At 27.0% G+C, this 23,700-nt stretch carries 25 protein-coding genes; all 25 read right to left on the minus strand.

Annotated features, from left to right (window positions below):
* Positions 1-3: 3 nt before the first annotated feature.
* Entirely contained in the window at positions 4-1,431 is a 1,428-nt protein-coding gene (locus tag ABDZ71_RS18615) for a coproporphyrinogen III oxidase (protein WP_343764199.1), read from the minus strand.
* A gap of 42 nt (positions 1,432-1,473) precedes the next feature.
* Positions 1,474-2,079 (minus strand): MBL fold metallo-hydrolase, encoded by a 606-nt coding sequence (locus tag ABDZ71_RS18620; RefSeq protein WP_343764202.1) that lies wholly within the window; start codon positions 2,077-2,079, stop codon positions 1,474-1,476.
* A 19-nt stretch (positions 2,080-2,098) separates the two neighbouring features.
* The gene (gene dtd, locus ABDZ71_RS18625; protein WP_343764205.1) at positions 2,099-2,548 is read right to left on the minus strand and encodes a D-aminoacyl-tRNA deacylase; all 450 of its coding nucleotides are present in this window, start codon (positions 2,546-2,548) and stop codon (positions 2,099-2,101) included.
* A 13-nt stretch (positions 2,549-2,561) separates the two neighbouring features.
* Positions 2,562-4,769: a RelA/SpoT family protein gene (locus ABDZ71_RS18630; RefSeq protein ID WP_343764208.1), complete on the minus strand. Its 2,208-nt coding sequence runs from the start codon at positions 4,767-4,769 to the stop codon at positions 2,562-2,564.
* Positions 4,770-4,889: 120 nt separating this feature from the next.
* Entirely contained in the window at positions 4,890-5,408 is a 519-nt protein-coding gene (locus ABDZ71_RS18635; protein WP_343764210.1) for an adenine phosphoribosyltransferase, read from the minus strand.
* Between the two features lie 111 nt (positions 5,409-5,519).
* A complete protein-coding gene (locus ABDZ71_RS18640) occupies positions 5,520-6,395 on the minus strand; it encodes a DHH family phosphoesterase (protein ID WP_343764214.1) in 876 nt (291 codons plus the stop codon).
* Positions 6,396-6,545: 150 nt separating this feature from the next.
* Positions 6,546-7,409: a protein translocase subunit SecF gene (gene secF, locus ABDZ71_RS18645; protein WP_343764217.1), complete on the minus strand. Its 864-nt coding sequence runs from the start codon at positions 7,407-7,409 to the stop codon at positions 6,546-6,548.
* A 1-nt stretch (position 7,410) separates the two neighbouring features.
* Positions 7,411-8,679: a protein translocase subunit SecD gene (secD, locus tag ABDZ71_RS18650; RefSeq protein WP_343764219.1), complete on the minus strand. Its 1,269-nt coding sequence runs from the start codon at positions 8,677-8,679 to the stop codon at positions 7,411-7,413.
* A 47-nt stretch (positions 8,680-8,726) separates the two neighbouring features.
* Positions 8,727-10,094 (minus strand): thioether cross-link-forming SCIFF peptide maturase, encoded by a 1,368-nt coding sequence (scfB, locus tag ABDZ71_RS18655; protein ID WP_343764222.1) that lies wholly within the window; start codon positions 10,092-10,094, stop codon positions 8,727-8,729.
* Positions 10,095-10,215: 121 nt separating this feature from the next.
* Complete coding sequence (gene scfA, locus ABDZ71_RS18660) at positions 10,216-10,353, minus strand: six-cysteine ranthipeptide SCIFF (protein ID WP_035770427.1); 138 nt, start codon at positions 10,351-10,353, stop codon at positions 10,216-10,218.
* A gap of 74 nt (positions 10,354-10,427) precedes the next feature.
* Complete coding sequence (locus tag ABDZ71_RS18665) at positions 10,428-10,799, minus strand: TIGR04086 family membrane protein (RefSeq protein ID WP_343764225.1); 372 nt, start codon at positions 10,797-10,799, stop codon at positions 10,428-10,430.
* Positions 10,800-10,861: 62 nt separating this feature from the next.
* Positions 10,862-11,161, minus strand: coding sequence for a preprotein translocase subunit YajC (gene yajC / locus ABDZ71_RS18670; RefSeq protein WP_343764228.1), 300 nt, complete (start codon positions 11,159-11,161; stop codon positions 10,862-10,864).
* A gap of 77 nt (positions 11,162-11,238) precedes the next feature.
* Positions 11,239-12,369 carry a tRNA guanosine(34) transglycosylase Tgt gene (gene tgt / locus ABDZ71_RS18675; RefSeq protein ID WP_343764230.1) on the minus strand — a complete coding sequence of 377 codons (1,131 nt, stop codon included), beginning with the start codon at positions 12,367-12,369 and terminating at the stop codon, positions 11,239-11,241.
* A gap of 15 nt (positions 12,370-12,384) precedes the next feature.
* Positions 12,385-13,410: a tRNA preQ1(34) S-adenosylmethionine ribosyltransferase-isomerase QueA gene (gene queA, locus ABDZ71_RS18680; protein WP_343764233.1), complete on the minus strand. Its 1,026-nt coding sequence runs from the start codon at positions 13,408-13,410 to the stop codon at positions 12,385-12,387.
* A 35-nt stretch (positions 13,411-13,445) separates the two neighbouring features.
* Complete coding sequence (gene ruvB, locus ABDZ71_RS18685; RefSeq protein WP_343764236.1) at positions 13,446-14,492, minus strand: Holliday junction branch migration DNA helicase RuvB; 1,047 nt, start codon at positions 14,490-14,492, stop codon at positions 13,446-13,448.
* A 15-nt stretch (positions 14,493-14,507) separates the two neighbouring features.
* Positions 14,508-15,095, minus strand: a complete 588-nt coding sequence (gene ruvA / locus ABDZ71_RS18690) for a Holliday junction branch migration protein RuvA (RefSeq protein WP_343764239.1) — start codon at positions 15,093-15,095, stop codon at positions 14,508-14,510.
* Between the two features lie 122 nt (positions 15,096-15,217).
* Positions 15,218-15,829, minus strand: coding sequence for a hypothetical protein (locus ABDZ71_RS18695; protein WP_343764242.1), 612 nt, complete (start codon positions 15,827-15,829; stop codon positions 15,218-15,220).
* A 98-nt stretch (positions 15,830-15,927) separates the two neighbouring features.
* Positions 15,928-16,668, minus strand: a complete 741-nt coding sequence (locus tag ABDZ71_RS18700) for a YebC/PmpR family DNA-binding transcriptional regulator (protein ID WP_343764245.1) — start codon at positions 16,666-16,668, stop codon at positions 15,928-15,930.
* A 144-nt stretch (positions 16,669-16,812) separates the two neighbouring features.
* A complete protein-coding gene (locus ABDZ71_RS18705; RefSeq protein ID WP_343764246.1) occupies positions 16,813-17,466 on the minus strand; it encodes a YigZ family protein in 654 nt (217 codons plus the stop codon).
* Positions 17,467-17,519: 53 nt separating this feature from the next.
* Entirely contained in the window at positions 17,520-18,179 is a 660-nt protein-coding gene (locus ABDZ71_RS18710) for a HEAT repeat domain-containing protein (protein ID WP_343764249.1), read from the minus strand.
* A 15-nt stretch (positions 18,180-18,194) separates the two neighbouring features.
* Positions 18,195-19,607: a MocR-like pyridoxine biosynthesis transcription factor PdxR gene (gene pdxR / locus ABDZ71_RS18715; RefSeq protein ID WP_343764251.1), complete on the minus strand. Its 1,413-nt coding sequence runs from the start codon at positions 19,605-19,607 to the stop codon at positions 18,195-18,197.
* A gap of 230 nt (positions 19,608-19,837) precedes the next feature.
* Complete coding sequence (locus ABDZ71_RS18720; RefSeq protein WP_343764253.1) at positions 19,838-20,737, minus strand: nucleotidyltransferase domain-containing protein; 900 nt, start codon at positions 20,735-20,737, stop codon at positions 19,838-19,840.
* Positions 20,738-20,851: 114 nt separating this feature from the next.
* Complete coding sequence (locus ABDZ71_RS18725) at positions 20,852-21,073, minus strand: hypothetical protein (RefSeq protein WP_343764255.1); 222 nt, start codon at positions 21,071-21,073, stop codon at positions 20,852-20,854.
* Between the two features lie 196 nt (positions 21,074-21,269).
* Positions 21,270-21,764: a hypothetical protein gene (locus tag ABDZ71_RS18730; RefSeq protein ID WP_343764257.1), complete on the minus strand. Its 495-nt coding sequence runs from the start codon at positions 21,762-21,764 to the stop codon at positions 21,270-21,272.
* A gap of 71 nt (positions 21,765-21,835) precedes the next feature.
* A complete protein-coding gene (gene hflX, locus ABDZ71_RS18735; RefSeq protein ID WP_343764259.1) occupies positions 21,836-23,620 on the minus strand; it encodes a GTPase HflX in 1,785 nt (594 codons plus the stop codon).
* Positions 23,621-23,700 lie beyond the last annotated feature (80 nt).

The raw sequence follows: 23,700 nt of genomic DNA on the forward strand, positions 1-23,700 counted from the left end.
ATATTATACATATAAAGTATTAAGCATACTAATTTTTCTATTTACCATTTCTTCTACTCTTTTTATATATTCTCTTACATCTTTAACATTAGGAACTCTTTCTATTCTGTTCTCATCTAAAAATATAATTTTAGATACTGCATCTGCACCTATTGCTATTATAGTTTGTTTTTCTTCTATCATTTGAATATTATATAATCCTAAATTTTCACCTTTGCAATATCCTATATTCTCCATGTTACCTATCATATTTTTCTGTCTATACATATAATATGGATTCATATTCATTTTTTTAGATAACTCCAATGTTTCATTATACATAAGATTAAGTTCATTTTGTTCTGGAACTTTAAATTCTATATTATTTAATAATTTTTCATGTAATATAGATCCTCTTTTTATTGACATACCATGTACAGTAAGATTATCTGGTTTTAAGTTTAATATCTCTTTGCAAGTATTTTTTACTTCTTTTAGCCCTTCTCCTGGAAGTCCCACTATTATATCCATATTTATATCATCAAATCCTAATTTTCTTGCCAAATTAAATATGCTCTTGGTATCTTCTACAGTATGAGTTCTTCCTATATTTTTCAAAGTAATATCATTCATTGTTTGAGGATTTATACTTATTCTATTAACATTATACTTTTTCATAGATAAAAGTTTTTCAAAAGTTATACTATCCGGTCTACCAGCTTCAACTGTAAATTCTTCTATGTTATAATCTTTTAAAAAATTTAAATAAATATTTTTTAAAGTCTCTTCAAATTGATTATTATCTATAGACGTAGGAGTTCCTCCTCCAAAATATACAGATTGAACCTTTAAGTTTTTCTCTTTTATATACTTAGATAAACTTTTCATTTCATAATAAAGAGCCTTTAGATAGGGCTCAACTAGTTTACTACATTTACCTATAGGATTAGAAGCAAATGAACAATATAAACATCTAGTAGGACAAAAGGGCATTCCTATATATATGCTTATCTTATTCTTTTCTTTGTTTACTATTGATTTTTCCATATTAGCTATATTAATGCAAAGCTTAGCCTTATTTTCTGCAGCTAAATAATTTTCATGAAAATATTTTATTATTTCTTCTCTATTTTTTCCTTTTTCAATCAAACTCAATGCTATTTTACTAGGTCTTATTCCTATCAAAGACCCCCATGGCAGTTCTTTTTTAGTCTTATACTTTAAATAGGAAAAAAGATTCTTCTTAATCCATCTTTTATATTCTATATTAGTAATACAATAAGTTTTAACATTCAAACCATCATCTATAGACATTTCATTATCATATATATCCACTTTTACATTCCAATTATCATCTACAAATTTTATTTCATAAAGATTATAATAAATATTAAATATCTGGTAAACATCATATCTATATTTCATATTATTCAATTTTATTTTTATGTCCATAAGTAGCACTCCCAATAAGCCTTAAAACTATTTTTATAAGGATTAAATAAAAGGATTATTATTTCTTTCGTACTCTATAGTTGTTGCAGGGCCATGTCCTGGAAGCACTTTTATACTATCAGCTAATACCATTATTTTATTTTTTATACTTTCAATGATAGATTCAAAATTTCCTCCAGCAAGATCTGTTCTTCCTATAGATCCTTTAAATAAAGTATCCCCTGTAAATAAAATACCTCTTGTGTAAAAACTAACTCCACCAGGTGTATGTCCTGGTGTGTTAATGCATTTTACATCTAAATCACCTATTTTTATTATATCTTTATCATTCAAATAAATATCTGCTTTATTAGATTTGCCTAATTTCCCAAATATTTCTTCATTCTTTTGTATTAACTTTTCATCTGCAGCACTTATGTATATAGGTATATTAAATTTTTTTCTAAGCTCATCTGCAGCTCCAGTGTGGTCCATATGCCCATGAGTTAAAAGTATACATTGTGGTTTAGTTTTCATTTTTTTTATTTCATGTAATATTTCATCCCCATCTCCGCCGGGATCAATTATTCCAGATTTTTTAGTTTTACTATCCATAACTATGTAACAATTGGCACCATAAATTCCTACTGGTAAAACTCTAATATCCATTATATTAACACCTCTTATACTAAAATGTTTTTTTACTATCTACTAGAATAGTTACTGGCCCATCATTTTCTATACTAACCATCATATCTGCTCCAAATTTTCCTGTAGCAACATTTTTAACTTCTTTTTTCACCTCAGAAACAAAGCTTTCATATAACTTTTCTGCTTCATTTCCACCTAGAGCCCCCATAAAGTTAGGTCTTCTTCCTTTTCTACAATCTCCATATAGTGTGAATTGAGATACTATTATAATATCTCCATCTATATCTAATAAAGATTTATTAAGTTTTTCATTTTCATCTTCAAATATTCTCAAGTTAACAATCTTATCTTTTAAATATTTTATGTCCTCAAAACTATCCTCTTTAGATATTCCTAAAAGTACATTTAAGCCTTTTCCTATACTTCCTATTACTTCTCCATCAACTTCAACTTTTGAAGACTTTACTCTTTGAACTACAGCTCGCATACATTTCCCACCTTTATTTCTTTGTTCTATACACTTCTCTTACTGGTCTTAGTTTTTTGATACGTTTCATCACAAATTTTAAATCTTCTATGTTACTAATTTTTAGTTTTATATTTATAATAACTATATCGTTTTTTGAAGGCTTTGCATTTATAGCATAAAGATTAGTTTTACTGTCATTTATATTTTGCATTATATCTGATAAAAGACCATTTGCATTTTCTGCTATAACTTCTAATTCAGAAATATATTCTCCATTTTTGCCTTTAGGTCTTTTCCCCCAGCTTACTTCTATAATTTTACTTGGATCTTCTTGTATCAATTGCTGTATATTCTTACAATCTTTTCTATGAACTGATACGCCTCTTCCTTTAGTTATATATCCTATTATGTCATCTCCTGGCACTGGGTTACAACATTTTGAAAATCTAACTAATAGGTTTTCTTCACCTTTTACTATAACTCCTGGTGATTTAGTTTTTCTTGAACGTGGTTTATTTGTTTTAGTTAGTTGTTCTCTAACTTGGCTCCAATCAAGTTCCGGTTTGTGTTTCTTTAAATACTGTTCTCTTAATTTTAATATAACTGTTGAAGGCACAAGAGCACCTACACCAACTGCTGAAAATAATTCTTCTATGGTGTTCATATTGTATCTTTTTAATACACTATCTAATATATCACCTTTAGCAAATTCACCAAAATTATTTCCTTGCTTTTTAGTCTCTTTTTCTAATATTTCTTTACCTTTATTTATGTTTTCTTCTCTTTTTTCTCTCTTAAACCATGCTCTTATCTTACTTTTAGCTTGATTACTTTTAACAACATTTAGCCAATCAATACTAGGCCCTTTAGCTAAACTAGAGGTTAAAACTTCAACTATCTGTCCTGTTTTTAATTTATAATCTAAAGCTACCATTTTACCATTCACTCTAGCTCCTACACACCTGTGACCTATATCTGTATGAATTTTATATGCAAAATCAATAGGTGTTGCTTTATTAGGTAAACTTATAACCTTTCCTTTAGGTGTAAAAACAAAAACTTCATCTGAAAACAAATCAATCTTAAATCCTTGCATAAATTCTCTAGGATCTGCCGCTTCTTTTTGCCAATCTAAAATTTCTCTAAGCCATGTAAGCTTTAATTCCATATTATTAGAATTATCTCTTCCATCATTTCCATTAGGATTAGTCATACCTTCTTTATATTTCCAATGGGCTGCTATTCCATATTCTGCTGTCTTATGCATTTCATAAGTTCTTATTTGTATTTCAAAGGGTTTTCCTTGTGGGCCTATTACCGTAGAATGTAGTGATTGATACATATTAGGCTTAGGCATAGCTATATAATCTTTAAATCTTCCTGGTATAGGTTTATATATAGTATGAGTAATACCTAAAGTTGCATAACAATCTTTAACAGTATCTACTAATATTCTTACTGCTGTAAGGTCAAATATTTGATCTATTGTTTTATTTTTGTTTACCATTTTTCTATAAATACTATAAAAATGTTTAGGTCTACCATCTATTTCAGTATTTATACCTGATTTTTGAAGGTTATATTTTAAATGGTCTATAATTTCTTTTATATGATTTTCTCTTTCTATCCTTTTTTCAGAAATCTTTTTAACTAGAAAATAGTACTCATTAGGATTTATATACCTAAAAGCTAAATCTTCTAGTTCCCATTTAATTTTAGAAATACCTAATCTATGTGCAAGTGGAGCATATATGTCTAATGTTTCTCTTGCTTTCTCTTTTTGTTTCTCTACTCGCATATATTTTAATGTTCTCATATTATGTAGTCTATCAGCCAATTTTATAAGTATAACTCTAATATCTTTTGTCATAGCGAGAAGCATTTTTCTTACATTATCAGCTTGCTGCTCTTCTTTAGTTTTATACTCTATTTTACTTAATTTAGTTACACCATTTACTAAATCAGCTACTTCTTTTCCAAACTCTTTTGACACATCTTCATATGTATACTTAGTATCTTCTATGACATCATGCAAAAGACCAGCTATTAAAGTATTAGAATCCATACCCATATCAAATAATATAATAGACACTTCTTCTGGGTGAATTATATATGGTTCACCTGATATTCTCTTTTGCTTCTTGTGAGCCAAACATGCAAAGTCATACGCTTTTTCAAGCATTTTTTTTTCTTCATCATTAAAATGATTACCTATCTTTATCATTAAATCTTTTAGCATATTATGTTACTCCCGAAAATCAATGGCTGGTTTATAAAACCAGCCATTATTTTTTATTTCTATTATATTATATTCAAGTTAAATTTTCAAATTTTTGAAACTAATAAGTCAAATTTAATCTTAAATATTATATTCTACTATAGAACTAATATCATAACCTTCTAACTTATCTCTACCTTTTAAATCTGTAAGTTCTACAACAAAATTTAAACTTACAACTTCTCCGCCTAATTTTTCTATAAGATTAACTACAGAACAAGTAGTTCCACCTGTTGCTAATAAATCGTCTACAATAGCAACTCTTTCACCAGGTTTAATTGAATCCTTATGCATTTCTAATTCATCATTTCCATATTCTAAATCATATTTTTCACTAACAGTTTCATAAGGAAGTTTTCCTTTTTTTCTAACTGGTACAAATCCTACACCTAAAGCATAAGCTAAAGGAGCTCCAAATAAAAAACCTCTTGCTTCTGGTCCAACTATTTTATCAATCTTCTTATCTTTTAAACATTCTGCTATTTTATCTATTGTATATTTAAAAGCTTTTTTGTCTTGAAGCAAAGTAGTTACATCTTTAAAGCTTATACCAGCTTTCGGAAATCCTTCTATTACTCTTATATTTTCTTTTAAGTCCACCTTTATTCCCCCTAAATAATAATACAAAAACTCCAACATTTTCAATAAATAATTAAAGTTCACACAAAACATTATATATTATATAAATAATAACATTCAAGTAACTTTATATCATTTATTATACATATTGAAATAAATTTCATTTTTTAAATATTTTGCAATTTGATTCGCTCTATCTTCTTTGGAGGTAGTAAACAATTCTACTACAATTCGTGCATTATTTATTTTGTTTATAGGTAACGTTATTTGTGAAATATTATGTGTTAATTCTTTTAAAACCTTTAGATTTATATTTTCAATATCTATATTATTAGCTTTTAATAATGCTTTTAATCCATGATTATTTGTATTACTTAACTGTTTAAATCCTTTTTTAATTATATATGAATTTTCTCCAGTTAACAAAAAATCACTACTTATAGTACCTAGCATTACTAAATCTAAATATTTACTTATACAATTCATTTTGTAATATGTAGATATAGCTTCCACAAGTTTATATGCAATGCCTGATGCTGATAGATTATCAAAAGAATATACTCGATTTTTTTGATTTGTATTAATAACAGTAGAATTAGTTATCTTTTTATTATATTTATGATAATCAGTAATTATTATGTCTATACCTAATTTTTTGCACAGTTCCACTTGGGATACAGAATTACAGCCACATCCTACTGTGACAATTAAACCTGTACCTAACAAATTAATATGATTTTCTATGTAATATGAATCTATCCCTTTATTTTCATCAATATAATCTGGTATAAGGTACTCTACGTCTGCATTTAAGAATTTTAAAACCAATAAAAGTAATGATATAGCAGCTATACCATCAAAATCATAGTATCCATATATAACGATTTTCTCTCTTGAATTCACAGCTTTAACAATTCTATTTACAGCTTCATTCATACCTTTAAGCAAAAAAGGATTATTTCTACATAACATTTCATCACCTTTTATATTTATCGATAATTTTTCCATTTACGCATCCTCCACTTTTATAGAAAACACATATAATTATAATTGATATTATCATTTTTGACAAATACTTTAGCATATTATTCATAATAAATTATATAAAAAAAACAGAGTTTAAAATAAACTCTGTTTTTTTTATATAATTTATTAATATTAAGCAGTAGCTTTTTTATTTTTTTTCTTTTTAAGAATTACCCAGAATGGACTAGCTATAAATATAGAAGAATAACATCCTGAAAGAACTCCTATCATAAGTGGAATAGTAAAATCTCTAACTGATGGTACAAAATAGTAAACTGCTACTATAGTAAATAATGTTGTTAAAACTGTATTTATTGATCTTGAAATAGTTTCAGTTATTGAAACATTAGCTATTTTAGTTATATCTTCTCTTCTCATTTTCTTTTGATTTTCTCTTATTCTATCAAATATTACTATAGTATCATTTATAGAATATCCTACTATAGTAAGTATAGCCGCTATAAAATTAGAGCTAACTGGTATTTTAAAGATAACATACACAGCTAATGTTATAAGAACATCATGGGCTAATGCAACTATAGCTGACACTCCAAATTTAAATTCAAATCTTATTCCAACGTATATAAGCATAGCTATTATGGCCACTGCCATAGCTACTAAAGCTTTTCTTTTTAACTCATTTCCTATTGAAGGACCTATTCTTTCTTGTGAAAGTAAGTCTTTATCTTTTAATTTATATTTATTTTTAACATCTTTAAACAAATTTGATATTCCATCATCTGTTAAAGAATTACTTTTAATTTCAAGCTGAGTTTTTTCTACTTTATTAGTAACATAATCAGAAGTATACTTTTTAACTATAGAATCTAATTCTTGCTTTTTAAAATCTTTACCGATATTTATTTTAACAACTGTTCCACCTTTAAAATCTATACCATAGTTTAATCCATTTTTAGCAAAGAACCCTAGTCCTATTATTATTATTATTAATGATATTGAAAACCAAATCTTAGTTTTTTGTATTATCTTTAGCATACTATTCTTCCCTCCTCTTAACTCTAAAGCATGAGAGTTTACTAAGTATTCCCATATTATATCCTACTCTTAATAAAGTTCTAGTAATAATAACTGCTGTAAACATACTAAGAACTATACCAATCATAAGAGTTAATGCAAAGCCTTTAACTGCTCCAGATCCTAAATTATATAAAACTATAGCAGCTATTATAGTTGTTGTATTAGAATCAAGAATTGAAGAAAGTGCTCTGTGATATCCAGATTCTAAAGATGACTTTATAGATTTACCAGTTTTAAGTTCTTCTCTAATTCTTTCAAATATAAGTACATTAGCATCTACTGCCATACCTATTGTTAAAAGAAGTCCTGCTATACCTGATAATGTAAGGGTAGCATTTATAGTTGAAAATGTTCCAAGCACTAATATTATATATAATACAAGAGCTATATCTGCAAGAAATCCTGGAACTCTATAATATAAAATCATAAACAAAAATATTAAACCTACACCTATTGCTCCTGCTTTTATGCTTAATGGTAATGCATTTGCTCCAAGTGTTGCTCCTACTGTTTTAGCTTCCACCGCTTTAACTGCTACTGGAAGAGCTCCTGATTTAATTATGCTTGCTTGTCTTTTAGCTTCTTCTAAGCTTTTACTTCCAGTAATAACTGCTTTTCCATCTGTTATTTGCGTATTTACTGTTGGATTTGTAAGCATTTCATCATCCATATATATAGCAATTGGCTGTCCTATAAACTTTTTAGTTGCATCTGCAAACTTTTTAGCTCCTGATGTGTTTAATTCTAATCCTATAGTTGGCTTATTATCTTGTTCCCCTATATAAGAAGTAGCATCTTTAACATCTTTTCCTGTAAGGATAACTTTTTTATCTGGACCTACAAATTTAAGTTCTCCAGTTTTTCCTACACTATCTATTACTTCTTTAGCATCGAATTTTCCTGGAATTTCTATTCTTATTCTTTTTTTACCTTCTCTTGTAACTGTAGTTTCACTAACACCAAGTTTATTAACCCTCATTGATATAAGTTCTATAGTTCTATCAATAGTTTTTTGATCTACATTGTCACTTTTAATTTCTTCTAGTAAAGAAACGCCTCCTTGAAGATCAAGACCCCTATTTATAGTTTCCGTAAATGGCTTAAATCTATATCCTCCTAAGGTTATTCCATAAGATCCAGCATAAGCCATAATACCTATAATCAAAACAATCAATATAAAAGCTACAGTACTTTTTCCTTTACTATTTTTACGCCTTCTATAACTCATCATTTTCTCCTTTCCATATATAAATAAAGGATTTTATTATGTGTAATTTAATTTTCCATCATATTAGCTTTAAGTGCTATGGCACATTCAATTCTTTCTTTTTGCATTTTACATCCTAATTTATAAGGAATATTCATATCATTGTTAAAATTATAATTATTTGCTTGACATCCTCCACTGCAATAAAATCTAGCCCAACATTTTCTACATTCTGGTTTATTATATATATGAGCTTTTTTAAATTCATTAGAAATGCTATCTTTTGTGTCAAATCCTTTAAGTAAATTTCCCATTAAAAATTCTTTATTTCCAACGAATTGATGACATGGATATATATCTCCACTAGGAGCTATAGCAACATATTCATGTCCTGCACCACATCCGGATATTCTCTTATAAACACAAGGTCCTCCTTGAAGATCTATATTGAAATGATAAAACTTAAACTCATTTCCTTCTTTGTGACGTCTAATCATTTCTTCTAATAATTTGTGATATTGATTAAATATAGTATCTAAATCTTCCTCTCTTAAAGATAGGGGATGCTCATCTGGAAGAACTACAGGTTCTATAGAAATTTCATCAAATCCCTCATTAGCCATATGTAATACATCTTCAAAGAAATCTAAGTTTTGTCTAGTAAAAGTACCTCTGGCATAATATTGTTTAGATTTATCTCTAATCTCAACCATTTTTTTTATTTTAGGAAGTATACTATCATAAGATCCACTTCCATCAGCTCTTACTCTAACATTGTCATTAACTTTCTTTCTTCCGTCTATACTTAATACTATATTTCCCATATTTTTGTCTAAATATTCCATAATATCATCATTTAGCAATGTAGCATTAGTAGTCATTGTAAATCTTATGTTTTTGTTATGGATTTTTTCTTGCTCTTTAGCATACTCTACAACTTCTTTTATAGTATCAAATGCAAGAAGTGGCTCTCCACCAAATAAATCTATTTCTATATTCTTTCTAGGACCACATTTTTCTATAACAAAATCAATTGCTTTTTTACCGATAGCAGGAGTCATAAGCTCTCTTTTCCCTTTATATTCACCTTCATCTGCAAAACAATATTTACATCTTAAGTTACAATCATGAGCAATATTTAAACATAATGCTTTTATAAAGTTAGGACTTTTTTCATGATCTCTTGCTATATTTTCATATTTATCTTTTGAATATAGTATGTCCTCTTTTATTAGTTCTTGAATTTCTCCATAAGATTCTTCTATTTGTTCTAAAGAATACTTATCTTTATAGCTGTCTATAAGTTCTTCTTTACCCCTTAATTTTTCATCATCTAACAAATCATAGACGATATCATCAACTATATGTACTGATCCTGAGTTAACATCTATAACGTATTTGTTTCCTAGCTTAGTAAATTTATGAATATTTGCCAATTAAACTTCCTCCTTGTATAATATTGAAAAAACTTATATAAAATAACATAACATATCATATATTATACATTTTTATTTTATAAATATAAAGCAGTAACTTAAAGTTACTGCTCAAACTTTATTAATTTTCACACGCTAAATTAGCTACTGTACATGAAGTTTTACATGCTGATTGACAAGAATTAGCACATTCTTTACAACCTGGTTTTTTTAAACTATCTTTTATGTTTGATTTATTTATAGTTCTTATATGTTTCATTGTTCTACCTCCACTTTACCATACTTTTTTCCGTTTGATTATAACATAATTCTGGAATAAAATAAAGATATCCCTTATTCTTTTAAGTTAACTCCAAGCATTCCAGATAGCATTCCTACAACTATAGCTAGTACTATTCTTAATAATCTGTCTACTCCAAAGGTTAAAGTATTTCCAGATACTAGAGATATTATATATATTATTACTGTGTATAATAAAGCTATTATAATTCCTATAGCCCATCCCTTTTTATTTATTTTTCTAGATGAGTATACAGTTCCATAAACTATACTTAAAAGAGTTGTTAAAAGATATATCATAGAAGAGATTTTTTCTCCTACATTTTTAAAAGTCATTATAACCGCAAACATCAAAAGCATAATTACAGTAAATATAACAGCTCTTAATATTCCATATACTATATAATTACAATACTTTTTTTGCATACAAAACCCCCCTTATATAAACTATTTATGTTATGTAAGGGGGTTTTATTACTAAATTTAATTTATTTACTGCTTTCTTTTTCTTTTATTTCTTTTTTGTTAGTAACATTCAATACAGATGATTTACTTAATTTTATTCTTACTCTGTCTGGTCCTGTTTGAACAACTACAGAATCATCTTGAAGGTTAACTATCTTTCCTATTATGCCACCTCTTGTCATTATTTCATCATTTAAAGATAATGAATCTATCATGGCATTATATTTTTTCTTTCTTTTTTTCTCTGGCACAAATATCATTAAATAAAATAAACCTAACATTACAACTACAAATAAAATCTGAGTCATAAATGGATTGTTCATAGATTAACACCTCCTCCTAAAAATAAATTATACACTAAATTAAAAGAATATAACAACTATTAACTTAATAATTAGTATTAAGCTCTTCCATTCCATTCTCTCAATTTAGTTTCTTTATATTCTTTAAAATAGTCTCCATCAATTGCATCTCTTATTTCTTCCATAAGCTTATTGTAAAAATACAAGTTATGAAGAACACATAAACGCATAGCTAGCATTTCTTTTGCTTTAAATAAATGTCTTATATATGCTCTAGAATAATTTCTACATGCTGGACACTGACATCCTTCATCTATTGGCTTTGAATCTAATTCAAATTTCTTATTTAAGAGATTTATTTTTCCATTTTTAGTAAACACATGAGCATGTCTTCCATTTCTAGCTGGAAGTACACAGTCAAAGAAATCTACTCCTCTTTCTACCGCTTCTAATATATTACTTGGAAGTCCAACCCCCATAAGATATATAGGTTTATCCTGTGGAAGATGAGGAACTACTGAATCTATTATTCTATACATATCTTCATGACTTTCCCCTACTGCAAGTCCTCCTATTGCATAACCATCTAAATCTAATTTTGAAATAGTTTTAGCATGTTCTATTCTTATATCTTCATAAGTTCCACCTTGATTAATACCAAATAACATTTGCTTATTATTAACAGTGTCTTCTAAAGAATTTAATCTATCCATTTCATTTTTACATCTATGAAGCCACCTTGTAGTTCTTTCTACAGATTGCTCTACATAATTTCTTGGGGCTGGATTTTCAACACATTCATCAAATGCCATAGCAATAGTAGATCCTAAGTTACTTTGTATTTGCATACTTTCTTCTGGTCCCATAAATATTTTTCTTCCATCAATATGAGATCTAAAGTATACCCCTTCTTCTTTTATCTTTCTTATCTTTGATAAAGAAAACACTTGAAATCCACCGGAATCTGTAAGAATAGGTCTATCCCAATTCATAAATTTATGTAATCCGCCCATTTTTTTTACCACATCATCACCTGGTCTTAGGTGCAAATGATATGTATTTGAGAGTTCTACTTGACACTCTATATCTTTTAAATCCATACTAGATACAGCACCTTTTATTGCTGCCAAAGTACCTACATTCATAAACACTGGAGTTTGTATAACTCCATGAGGAGTAGTAAACTCACCTCTTCTTATTTTTCCACTTTTTTTAAGTAATTTATACATTAAACACACCTCTTTTTACTTTATAAACATTGCATCTCCAAAAGAGAAAAATCTATATTTTTCTTCTACTGCTGTTTTATAAGCATTCATTATATTTTCTCTAGTTGACAAAGCTGAAACTAGCATTAAAAGAGTAGACTGAGGAAGATGAAAATTAGTAATTAAAGAATCTACTATTTTGTATTTATATCCTGGATATATAAATATATCTGTCCAACCTGATTTTTCACTAATTCTTCCACTTTCATCAGAAACGGTTTCCAAAGTTCTAGTAGATGTGGTTCCAACTGCTATAACTCTACCGCCTTTTTCTTTAGTAGAATTTATAATGTCCGCTGTTTTTTGATCTATATTATAATACTCTGAATGCATAGTATGATCTTCTATATTTTCAGCTTTTACTGGTCTAAAAGTTCCAAGACCTACATGTAATGTTAAAAAAGCTAAGTTTATACCTTTATCTTTTATTTTTTTTAGTAACTCTTCAGTAAAATGCAGTCCTGCAGTAGGCGCTGCAGCAGAACCATTTTCTTTAGAATAAACAGTTTGATACATTTCTTTATTTTCTAATTTAGCTTTTATGTATGGTGGTAATGGCATTTGTCCTAGTTTATCTAACACTTCTTCAAAAATTCCTTTGTAAGTAAATTTAACTAATCTACTTCCACCTTCTAATATATCTAATACTTCAGCTTTTAAAAGTCCCTCTCCAAATATAAATTTACTTCCTATTTTAGCTCTTTTGCCAGGTTTGACTAATGTTTCCCATGTATCTTTTTCTTTTCTTTTAAGAAGTAAAAATTCCATTTTGCCACCGGTAGCTTCTTTTTCACCAATAAGTCTTGCTGGCAAAACTCTGGTATTATTTAAAACTAAACAATCGCCAGGATTTATATATTCTATAATATCTTTAAAAACTTTATGCTTTAGCTCTCCTGTTTTTTTATCTAATATTAGTAATCTAGCTTCATCTCTTTCTTCCATAGGATGTTGCGCTATTAATTCTTCTGGTAAATAAAAATCAAAATCCTTTACTTTCATATTGTTCTCCTCTCAATGTTAATCTAATCCTAAAATTATTCTTCTATGTCCTTAAATGATGACATTTGTGTAAACCCTTTTGATTGTTTGTTATCCTTTTTTATATTAAAATGCTTATAAGACTTTTCAGAAGCAACTCTTCCTCTAGGAGTTCTTATAATAAATCCTTTTTGTATAAGATATGGTTCATATACATCTTGTATAGTATCAAGTTCTTCCCCTATAAAATAGGCTAAAGTCTCAAGACCTACAGGTCCACCATTAAAATTACAAACTATAGCTTTTAATATTTTATTGTCTATCTTATCTAAACCTTCTTTATCTACTTGCAATAAGTTCAAAGCATCCTCTACTAATTTTACAGTTATAATTCCATCATTTTTCACTTCACAATAGTCCCTTACTCTTTTTAAAAGTCTATTTGCAATTCTTGGAGTACCCCTAGATCTTTTACCTATTTCATAAGCTGAATTTACATCAATTGAAAGATCTAAAATGTCTGCAGATCTTGATACTATTTCCGCTAATTCTTCTTCTGTATAAAATTCCATAGCACATAGCATTCCAAATCTATCTCTTAAAGGAGAAGTTAAAAGTCCTATCCTTGTAGTTGCTCCTATAAGTGTAAATCTTGGAAGATCTAATCTTATAGATTTAGCTGCTGCACCTTTTCCTATAACTATGTCTAGAGCATAATCTTCCATAGCTGGATATAGTATTTCTTCAACAGATCTATTTAATCTATGTATCTCATCTATAAATAAAACATCATTATCACTAAGACTAGTTAATATAGCTGCTAAATCTCCTGCTTTATCTATAGCAGGTCCTGAAGTTACTTTTAAATTTCCATCCATTTCATTAGCTATAATATTGGCTAATGTTGTTTTTCCAAGTCCTGGAGGTCCATAGAAAAGAACATGATCTAAGGCTTCTTTTCTTTTTTTTGCAGCTTTTATAAATATATTCATATTTGCTTTTACTTTTGTTTGACCTATATATTCACTTAATTTAGTAGGTCTTAAACTATATTGATCTCTGTCTTCATTAATATCTATTGGAGTAACTACTCTCTCATCCATTTTAGCCCTCCTTCACTATTTCATTAAATATTTTAGAGAATCTTTTATTATCTGTTCTAATTTATTATTAGAATCACACTCTTTAACAGCTTTAGTCGCTTCTTTTTGAGAATACCCTAAAGAAACTAGTCCATCTATAGCTTCAGATATTTTTTCTTCTATATGTATATCTATTTTCTGATCTTTTCCTGAAACTTCTTCTATATCTAATTTATCTTTTAATTCTAAAATTATTCTTTCTGCTGTTTTCTTACCTATTCCTGGAGCTCTAGTTATAGTTTTAACATCACCTATTTTTATAGCATATTTAAGATTTATAACATTGCTTATAGACAATAATGATAAAGCAGCTTTAGCTCCTACACCATTTATAGATAGTAACATATTAAACATTGCAAGTTCTTCTCTTGTCAAAAAACCATATAATCCTATAAAATCTTCTCTTACTATTTGATGGGTATATAAAAGTACATTTTCCTCCATCATTGGCATATTAGCTATAGTACTTCCTGAAGTATAAATTTTATAACCTATACAATTATTTTCTATAACTATATAATCTTTATTCATGTCTACATACTTACCTTTTATATATTCGTACAAACAAAAAACCCCCATAACATGATTAATAGACACATATTACTTTACCATTTTAGTATTTTTTATTCAACTATTTATAGATATCAATATATTTTAACTTATACATTTGCATAAAAAAAAGGAGATTATTCATAATCTCCTAAACGTGATTCTACTTCTTCTCTAGTATCACATTGAAAATATTTATTCCCTTTAGTTAACATTTCAATATCTTGCTCTTTTAATCTATTTATTTTTATATCTGTTATATCCTTTTGCTCATCTTCAATATACATATTGCCATTTTCATCTGTTCTATATATAGCTATTTTATCTCCTTTTATACCTAAAACATATTTATTTGGCATGTACTTATCTATTTTTTTTAGTAAAGTAACTTGTGCAGAAGTAAATTTTTCTACTTCATATCCTTCTTCTTTATACATATTTTCTATTTGTTTTCTATCTTTTCCTTCTAATTCTAAAGAATCTTTAACATTTTCTTCTCTAACCTTAACAAAGTCTCCACCTTTTGTATACTGCAATTTAAATACAAGTTTTCCCTCTTTGGAAAGAACTCCATCTTTGTTACTTCCAACAGTTACGCTACCATTTCCATCTTCTAAAGAATTCACCTGTCTTTTACTACTATCAGCTTTAGAACTTTTAGTTCTAACTAAAGCTATGTAATATATTGATACAAATAATACTACAAATGAAATAAGTATAATGATTACATTTCTTTTTTTTATATCCATAATATCCCTCCTAGCTAATATTATGGACACAGTAAATATTAATTATTCAAAAAACCTACACTAATTTTAAAATTAGTGTAGGTTTTATTTCTTTTATATTATCCTTCAAATTCTTCTGGGAATTCTGCATTATGATAAATATTTTGAACATCATCATCATCTTCTAATGTATCTATAAGCTTTTCCACTTTTTTAGCATCATTTAAGTCTACTTCTACATTATTATCTGGAATCATAGTTATTTCAGCAGATGCAAATTCATATCCTGAAGATTCTAAGTTTTCCCTAACTGTTCCAAAATCCTCAACTGAAGTTATAACTTCAAATACTTCATCTTCTGAATTAAAATCTTCAGCTCCAGCTTCTAAAACTTCCATCATAACTTCTTCTTCATCCATATTTTCTTTTCTTTCAATAATAATTTGGCCCTTTGTTTGGAACATCCATCCAACACAACCACTAGCACCTAAATTACCACCATGTTTATCAAAAGTATGACGTACATTTCCTGCTGTTCTATTTTTGTTATCAGTTAAAGCTTCAACTATTACAGCTACACCATTTGGTCCATATCCTTCATAAACTATTTTTTCGTAATTAACACCATCCATTGCTCCTGATGCTTTTTTTATTGATCTACTTATTGTATCATTAGGCATATTATTAGATTTAGCTTTAGCTATTACATCTCTTAATCTAGAATTAGTTTCAGCATTAGCTCCACCTTGTTTTACTGCTACCATTATTTCTTTTCCTATTTTAGTAAAGATCTTTCCTCTTTTTGCATCTGTTTTACTTTTTTTAGCTTGTATATTATGCCATTTTGAATGTCCGGACATAATTCTTCCTCCCAACTCGTTATATTGTAATAATTTTTATATTAATTATTTCAAATTAAATACTTCATTAATAAATAATAACAAAACACTTCATATTATAGCATATTAAAAGTTATAAATTCAAATTTAGCAATAATTTAAAACTTAATTACCTGTATCTTCATATAATCTATTTTCCTTTTTAAAATAAAAATCTTCATCTCCTACAAAAATTTCATATTTTCCATTTGTTACTTCTTTTACTCCATTTTCAACTTTTTCTATTATATTAAGTTCACAAAGAATCTTAAATTTAACTTTGTCTGTATACTCTATATTCTCTATATGCCACATATTTTGTTCAAAAGAATATTGTATTTTTCCTAAAGTATCATAATCTATAGTAAATTCAACAGGACTACCTTTAACTTTTTCAACTATTCCTGCAGATTTAATGGATATAGATGCACCTTTAGAATATGCTCTAACAAGTCCACCTTTACCAAGTAATACTCCTCCAAAATACCTTGTCACTACAACTGCTATATCTTTAACTTCATTTTTCTTTATAACATCTAATACTGGTACTCCCCCTGTTCCTTGAGGTTCACCATCATCACTATATCGTTGTATCCCCATATTTTCACCTATTATATAAGCATACACATTATGTCTTGCTTCTTTTTCCATAGACTTTACTTCTTCTATAAATTTCTTAGCTTCTTCTTCATTATGTACTCTTTTAGATCTACCTATAAAGACTGATTTTTTTTCTTCAAATTTATCTTCTCCATAGCCATTTATAGTAAAATAACCCATACTGTCACCTCTTTTAATAATAGCAAGCTTTTCTTTATATATTTAGTCTTCTTTTAATTTTTTTCTATAGAATCTAAATACTCTCCTGCTATTCTTTTCAAATAATCTTTTTTAGTAGTATTTTTTATTTTTAATATTTTATTTTGCCCTTTTAAGCTTTTTATTCTCTTTAAAGCTTTTATAGCATAGGAAACTACTTGAGAATTTTCATCTTCTAACGCTCTAATAAGTGCATTTTCTCCTGACAAATCTCCTATTTTCCCTATTGCAGAAACTGCCATTCTCCTTATATTTACAAATTTATGTACTGAAGCCTTTGTAAGAACCTTCAATCCTTCTTTATCACCTATTTCCCCTAAGATCCATACTGCAAACTGCTTATCATTAGGATACATTTCAGCATAATTTTCTTTTATAAATTTTATAAGATCTTTTTTTAAATCATCTTTAATATAATTTAAAGTCTCACTTCTATCTTGCTTACCAGAAGAACTTAAAGCTTTAAACAGTTCACTAACATTAGAACTTTTAGCAAGAATTCCATACTTGATTTTTCCCTCTAGTATCTGTCTTTTAACTGTAATTTTATCTAAATTTCTAATTTTACATAAAGCATCTATACCTTTACCTTCTATATATAAAAAATAAGTTATCTCCTCTTGTGAGTACTCATCTATATTGTTCCATTTTGGATCTATCAAATTTTTTAACATCAAACCATCTCTCTTTTATTTCATATTTAAGATATCGCTTATTGCAGTTATACCTCTAAATATATCTTTTTCATCAGTTTCGGAAAAACCTATTCTAAAATAATTTAAACCTTCCACCTGATTTTTATAAAAAAGAACTCCTGGAGTAATAAGTATTTTATTGTCTTTACATAAATGAAATAATTTCATAGAATCTATGTTATTATTTTTAATTTTTAGATAGAAATGCAATCCTCCTCCAGGATCATTAAATTCTACAGTATCTTTTAAGAAATTTTTAATACACTCTTTAGCATACTTATATCTAGGTAAATATATTGAATTCAAATAATTTATATACTCTACCCATAGTCCTTTACTTAAATACAAATCTAGTGCTCTTTGCATTAAACTAGAAGTAGATATATCCGTATTAATTTTATAGTTTTTTATAGTTTCTTTAAGTTCACCAGGAGATATTACATACCCTATTCTTATTCCTGGCAAAAATACTTTTGAAAAACTCTTTATATATATTACTTTATCATTTCTATCTAAACTTTTAAAGGTTACATATTCTATATCTTTGTCATAAATCAATTCTGATAAATAATCATCCTCTATTATATAAAAATCATATATATTAGCTAAATTTAATAATTCTTTTTTCTTTTTTAGACTATAGCTTATACCTGTAGGATTCTGAAAATAGCTCATAGTATAAAAACATTTTATATTATTTTTTTTAACTATCTTTTCTAAGGCTTTTATATCCACCCCATCTTTTTCCATAGGTATTTCAAATATGTTAGCTCTCCTAGATTTAAATACTGACAAAGCTCCACTATATGTAGGATTTTCTACCATAACATTATCATTTATATTTACAAGAGCTTTAGAAATTATATCTATCCCTTGTTGAGCCCCTGATACAATTAATATATTATCTTTTCCTATTTTACTTTTCCAAAACACGTCATCTATATGCTTTCTTAGCCCTTCATATCCTAGTGCTTCTTGATACACTAAGGCTTCTTGTCCATCTCTATCTAAAACTTCATTTAATATATTTTTAAAAGACTTTACTGGGAACATATCTCCACAAGCAGTTTCTCCTATAAAATCTATATATTTTTTCATATTTTCTTTAGAAATCCTTTTTAAAGCCATAGAATATTCTTTTCTTAGATTTCTAACTGAATCTTTTCTTTTAGCATAAGTTCCACTTCCAACTTTTTGCATAGCATATCCAGATGTCTGCAATTTTTTATATGCATTTATAATTGTTATTGTATTTACATCCAATAATTTAGATAGCTTTCTTATTGATGGTAATTTTTCATTATCTTTTATTTTATTTTCTTCTATTAATCTTCTTATATTATTATAAATCTGAATATATTTAAATTTATCTTCTTTATTTAAATTTATAATATATTTTTCTAACAATTCATTTCACCTATTCCTTATAATCTATATAAATATATTTTTAAGCACATTCAAATAAATAACATGATTGATAATTTTGTAAACTTCTTCTTTAGAATATACTAATAAAAAACTTTCATAAAAATCTAAATCATTTAATTTAACAAAATCTCTTTAACATCTTTAACTTATTATTTATTTTCATATGCCTTAAAGAAAAATCCCTAATAATAGGGATTTCACATTATATACTATACAAAATAAACATTTTCTTTAAATATCCATTTTCCATTATCTGTATTCAATTTTCTACTATCTCTTTTTATTATATTTTTTTCTGATAAACACTTTAATATTTCTTCCATGTTTATGTTATAACTAGAAAAAAAGTCATCTTCTAATATCTCTTCTGAACTTAATAATTTATCTTTTTCTTTTAAATAACTAATTAAAACATTACATATATTACTTATATTCTTATTTATATATCTTCCTATATAATCTAATAAATTATTTATAGCACCATATAAATCTTCTTTTTCTAAAAATAGTTCATCTACTATTTTCTTTAAATCGTCATCTAAATTTGTACTCATAGTTATAACATCTTTACTTATCATGTATCCTGAATAATTTATGCAAAGCTTAGAAAATTCTTCTAATGTACTTATACAAGCACTATATGCTGTATATATGGTCTTACTTTTTAAATATTTTTTACAAACTCCTGCATTTTTAAATACATTCCCTAAATAAACTAAATTCCATCTTTCTTTATCCATATCAGGATAGTATCTACATCCATCATACCAAGCTGTTATTTGCTTATCTTTTGAAAAAACCAATCTAGATGATGAAAAAATTCTATGCATTTTTCCACCTCTTAGTTCTTCTTCACAGATTCTTTTTAATTCTTTTTTACTCATTACTTTTACATGAACCGGCACTTTTTCTTCATCTTCAGTATAAACATTTTTCATAGAATCCATAATTTCATCAATTATAACAAATAAATCTATATCTGATTCTTTCCATAAATCCCCTGTAACCATACTACCAAATACCATAGTTGCTAATACGTCCTCATTACTTTTAAGTCTATTTATAATCTTGCTATAAGCCTTTTGATATTTTACTATACTATTATCCATATCTATACATACCCTCTTCACCCAAATATTAAGAGTTAAACTTATAAACATTATATACTATCTATTGCTTTTAACACAATAAATAATCGTGAAAAATGAATTTTTTCTTTCAATTTATATTATCACTTTATGAATATACTCTTTTTTCTTATTTCCACATTTATTACAAACAAAAATATGTAAACAATAATCCTTATAATCATCTATAGGCATATCTGCACTATAATCATCTATATATTCTTGTATCCTCCCTTTATCTACAAGTTTTCCTCCACAATTATCACATATATACTCTATATCATTTATTTCATTACAAACAGGACATATTTTTTCCATAATTAATTCTCCTATTATTATTTTATATTTATATTATTTACTATATTACATAGATTATTTATTATAAATGTAATCAATGACTATTTAAGCCATTTTTTATATTCCTATACCTAAAATGGTGAATTGCAATACAACTATTAGCAATTCACCATCTTAACTATACTTTATTAAATACAATAAATAAAAAATAAATAAATTATCTCCTACAGTTACTTATCTTTAATAAACAATTTATTTTTACAATTAAACAACGATAAACATCATCGCATTCATCTACTAAATCATATACTAAATCTAATGTATCTTTTATCTTAGATTTTCTGCCTAAATTAGTTTCAGCAACTCTTATTGCAGCATTAGCTAAATTGCTTGTAGAAAAGCTTAAAGATTGTAAGGTATTTAATAGCGGAAAAACCTCTCTATCATAATATATTCTTTCATCTAAATTATATTTTAATGCTATTAAACTTTCCTTAGTAGCTAATAATTCCGGTATGATAGCTAATTTCTCTAAATCAAAAAGGTCTTCATCAATTATATTATCAATATTATCTGATATTTTTTGTATTTTCTTTTTATTTTCTTTATTATTTTTTTTACCTCTACTATTATTGATTATATTTTCTCTATCAACTTTATTTAAATTATTATCTTTATTTTTTTTATTTCCTTTATTATTTTTTTTATCCAAAATCTTATCCTAACAAAAGTATTGCTCTTATTTTATTATATAAATAGGAAAAAATATTTATTCATATTTAACTATAATTCTTCTTTCAGATACATCTTACATTTATTAAATACTTCTTTATCTACCTTAGCTTCTATATATGTTCCCATCTCTTTATACTCTTCTTTAATAACTTTACTATTTCTGTGTAAAAAAGCTACCATCTTCTGACTATCGTAAGGTATAACATAAGAAACTTTTTTTAATTTATAAGGTAGAAGCTCTGATATACTTTCTAATACTTTTTCTAAATTCTTATTTGTTTTTGCAGATACTTCCACAATATTATCTTCATATATAAGTTTTTTTACTTTATCTAATTTTTCATATGAAACTTTATCTATTTTGTTTAAAACCATAATCATTGTTTTTTCTTTGCATCCAAGTTCTTGTAGAACACTATTAACAGCATTTATCTGTTCTTCTACAAAAGGTGATGAAACATCTACTACATGTAAAAGCAAATCAGAATAAATAACCTCCTCTAAAGTAGATTTGAAAGCTTCTATAAGCTCATGCGGTAATTTTCTAATAAATCCTACAGTATCTGTTAATGCTACTTTTTCGTTATCTGGAAGTTCTAAAGCTCTAGTTGTAGTATCTAGTGTTGCAAATAACATATCTGCTTCAAAGATGTCTTCCTTTTTATTAGAATTTAATGAAGCAATATGGCACAACTTATTTCTAAGGGTTGATTTACCTGCATTTGTATATCCTACTAAAGAAATGTTTGGAATGCTTTGTCTATTACTCCTTTGTACTTGCCTAACTTTTTTTATTTTTTTTAATTCTCTTGTAAGTTCATATATTCTCTCTTTTATGTGCCTTTTATCTATTTCTAGTTTCTTTTCTCCCGGTCCTCTTGTTCCTATTCCTCCACCAGTTCTTGATAATACTGTTCCAAGTCCTGTAAGTCTTGGCAGTCTATATTTTAATTGAGCTAATTCTACTTGGATTTTCCCTACTCTACTTTTAGCTCTCTTTGCGAATATATCTAATATTAAAGTATTTCTATCTATAACTTTAGCTCCAATATATTCTTCTAAGTTTCTAACTTGTGAAGCTGCTAGTTCATCATCAAATATTATTACATTAGCATAAATTGCTTGCCTTAAAAGTGTAATTTCTTCTACTTTACCTCTTCCTATATAATATGCTGAATCTATTTTATTTCTTTTTTGAAGTATTTTATAAGCTACAGATACATCACAAGCTTTGGCAAGTTCTTCAAGTTCATCTAAACTTTCTTCACTATCAACACCTACAAGTATGGCTTTTTCACCATAATCTTCTATTACTTCATTAGATTTTAAAATATCTTCTACATCTTTTATTTTTTGTTCTATTTTTAGTTCTTCTGCTTCTTTTAAAGTTAAAATTTTGCTTTCTTCTGACACTAGATTATCTTCATGGATAGAACATATGCCAACAGTTACCCCATTAAATTCTCCTCTATCTACTCCTATTGCACATATATAGTCTAATTTTAATTTAATTAAAGCGGATAAATCTATTGATGATAGTTTAGCATTGCCGTTTGGATGGGTGTGAATTATACTTATTCCACAAAGGCCATTATCTTTCATAGAAATCTCTGGCATTTCTACAGTACTACTATCCCCAACTGAAACCGCAACTACATTACCTTTTCTTGAAACTGCAACACTAATTTCTCTATTCAATATTTCTGTTAATCTACATAATATTTCTGCAATTTCAGCATTCAAAATATATGTTTTTTCTATATTTATTTCATATAAATCATCTAATTTTTTTAAAATTGTATTTTTAATACCATCTATATTACCATATATCATATCTATCTACCTTTCTTGTGATTTTATACTTGTATAAGCTATACTTGACAACTTTCATATAATTTTATACTATAATACCA

This window comes from Clostridium oceanicum, assembly GCF_039521385.1.
GTDB lineage: Bacteria > Bacillota > Clostridia > Clostridiales > Clostridiaceae > Clostridium_F > Clostridium_F oceanicum.

Excerpts from the sequence above, each read along its gene's own strand:
- ABDZ71_RS18615 (WP_343764199.1), bottom strand. The coding sequence starts at position 1,431 with ATGGACATAAAAATAAAATTGAATAATATGAAATATAGATATGATGTT.
- ABDZ71_RS18620 (WP_343764202.1), bottom strand. The coding sequence starts at position 2,079 with ATGGATATTAGAGTTTTACCAGTAGGAATTTATGGTGCCAATTGTTAC.
- dtd (WP_343764205.1), bottom strand. The coding sequence starts at position 2,548 with ATGCGAGCTGTAGTTCAAAGAGTAAAGTCTTCAAAAGTTGAAGTTGAT.
- ABDZ71_RS18630 (WP_343764208.1), bottom strand. The coding sequence starts at position 4,769 with ATGCTAAAAGATTTAATGATAAAGATAGGTAATCATTTTAATGATGAA.
- ABDZ71_RS18640 (WP_343764214.1), bottom strand. The coding sequence starts at position 6,395 with ATGGAAAAATTATCGATAAATATAAAAGGTGATGAAATGTTATGTAGA.
- secF (WP_343764217.1), bottom strand. The coding sequence starts at position 7,409 with ATGCTAAAGATAATACAAAAAACTAAGATTTGGTTTTCAATATCATTA.
- secD (WP_343764219.1), bottom strand. The coding sequence starts at position 8,679 with ATGAGTTATAGAAGGCGTAAAAATAGTAAAGGAAAAAGTACTGTAGCT.
- scfA (WP_035770427.1), bottom strand. The coding sequence starts at position 10,353 with ATGAAACATATAAGAACTATAAATAAATCAAACATAAAAGATAGTTTA.
- ABDZ71_RS18665 (WP_343764225.1), bottom strand. The coding sequence starts at position 10,799 with ATGCAAAAAAAGTATTGTAATTATATAGTATATGGAATATTAAGAGCT.
- yajC (WP_343764228.1), bottom strand. The coding sequence starts at position 11,161 with ATGAACAATCCATTTATGACTCAGATTTTATTTGTAGTTGTAATGTTA.
- tgt (WP_343764230.1), bottom strand. The coding sequence starts at position 12,369 with ATGTATAAATTACTTAAAAAAAGTGGAAAAATAAGAAGAGGTGAGTTT.
- queA (WP_343764233.1), bottom strand. The coding sequence starts at position 13,410 with ATGAAAGTAAAGGATTTTGATTTTTATTTACCAGAAGAATTAATAGCG.
- ruvB (WP_343764236.1), bottom strand. The coding sequence starts at position 14,492 with ATGGATGAGAGAGTAGTTACTCCAATAGATATTAATGAAGACAGAGAT.
- ABDZ71_RS18695 (WP_343764242.1), bottom strand. The coding sequence starts at position 15,829 with ATGGATATAAAAAAAAGAAATGTAATCATTATACTTATTTCATTTGTA.
- ABDZ71_RS18700 (WP_343764245.1), bottom strand. The coding sequence starts at position 16,668 with ATGTCCGGACATTCAAAATGGCATAATATACAAGCTAAAAAAAGTAAA.
- ABDZ71_RS18705 (WP_343764246.1), bottom strand. The coding sequence starts at position 17,466 with ATGGGTTATTTTACTATAAATGGCTATGGAGAAGATAAATTTGAAGAA.
- ABDZ71_RS18710 (WP_343764249.1), bottom strand. The coding sequence starts at position 18,179 with ATGTTAAAAAATTTGATAGATCCAAAATGGAACAATATAGATGAGTAC.
- ABDZ71_RS18720 (WP_343764253.1), bottom strand. The coding sequence starts at position 20,737 with ATGGATAATAGTATAGTAAAATATCAAAAGGCTTATAGCAAGATTATA.
- ABDZ71_RS18725 (WP_343764255.1), bottom strand. The coding sequence starts at position 21,073 with ATGGAAAAAATATGTCCTGTTTGTAATGAAATAAATGATATAGAGTAT.
- hflX (WP_343764259.1), bottom strand. The coding sequence starts at position 23,620 with ATGATATATGGTAATATAGATGGTATTAAAAATACAATTTTAAAAAAA.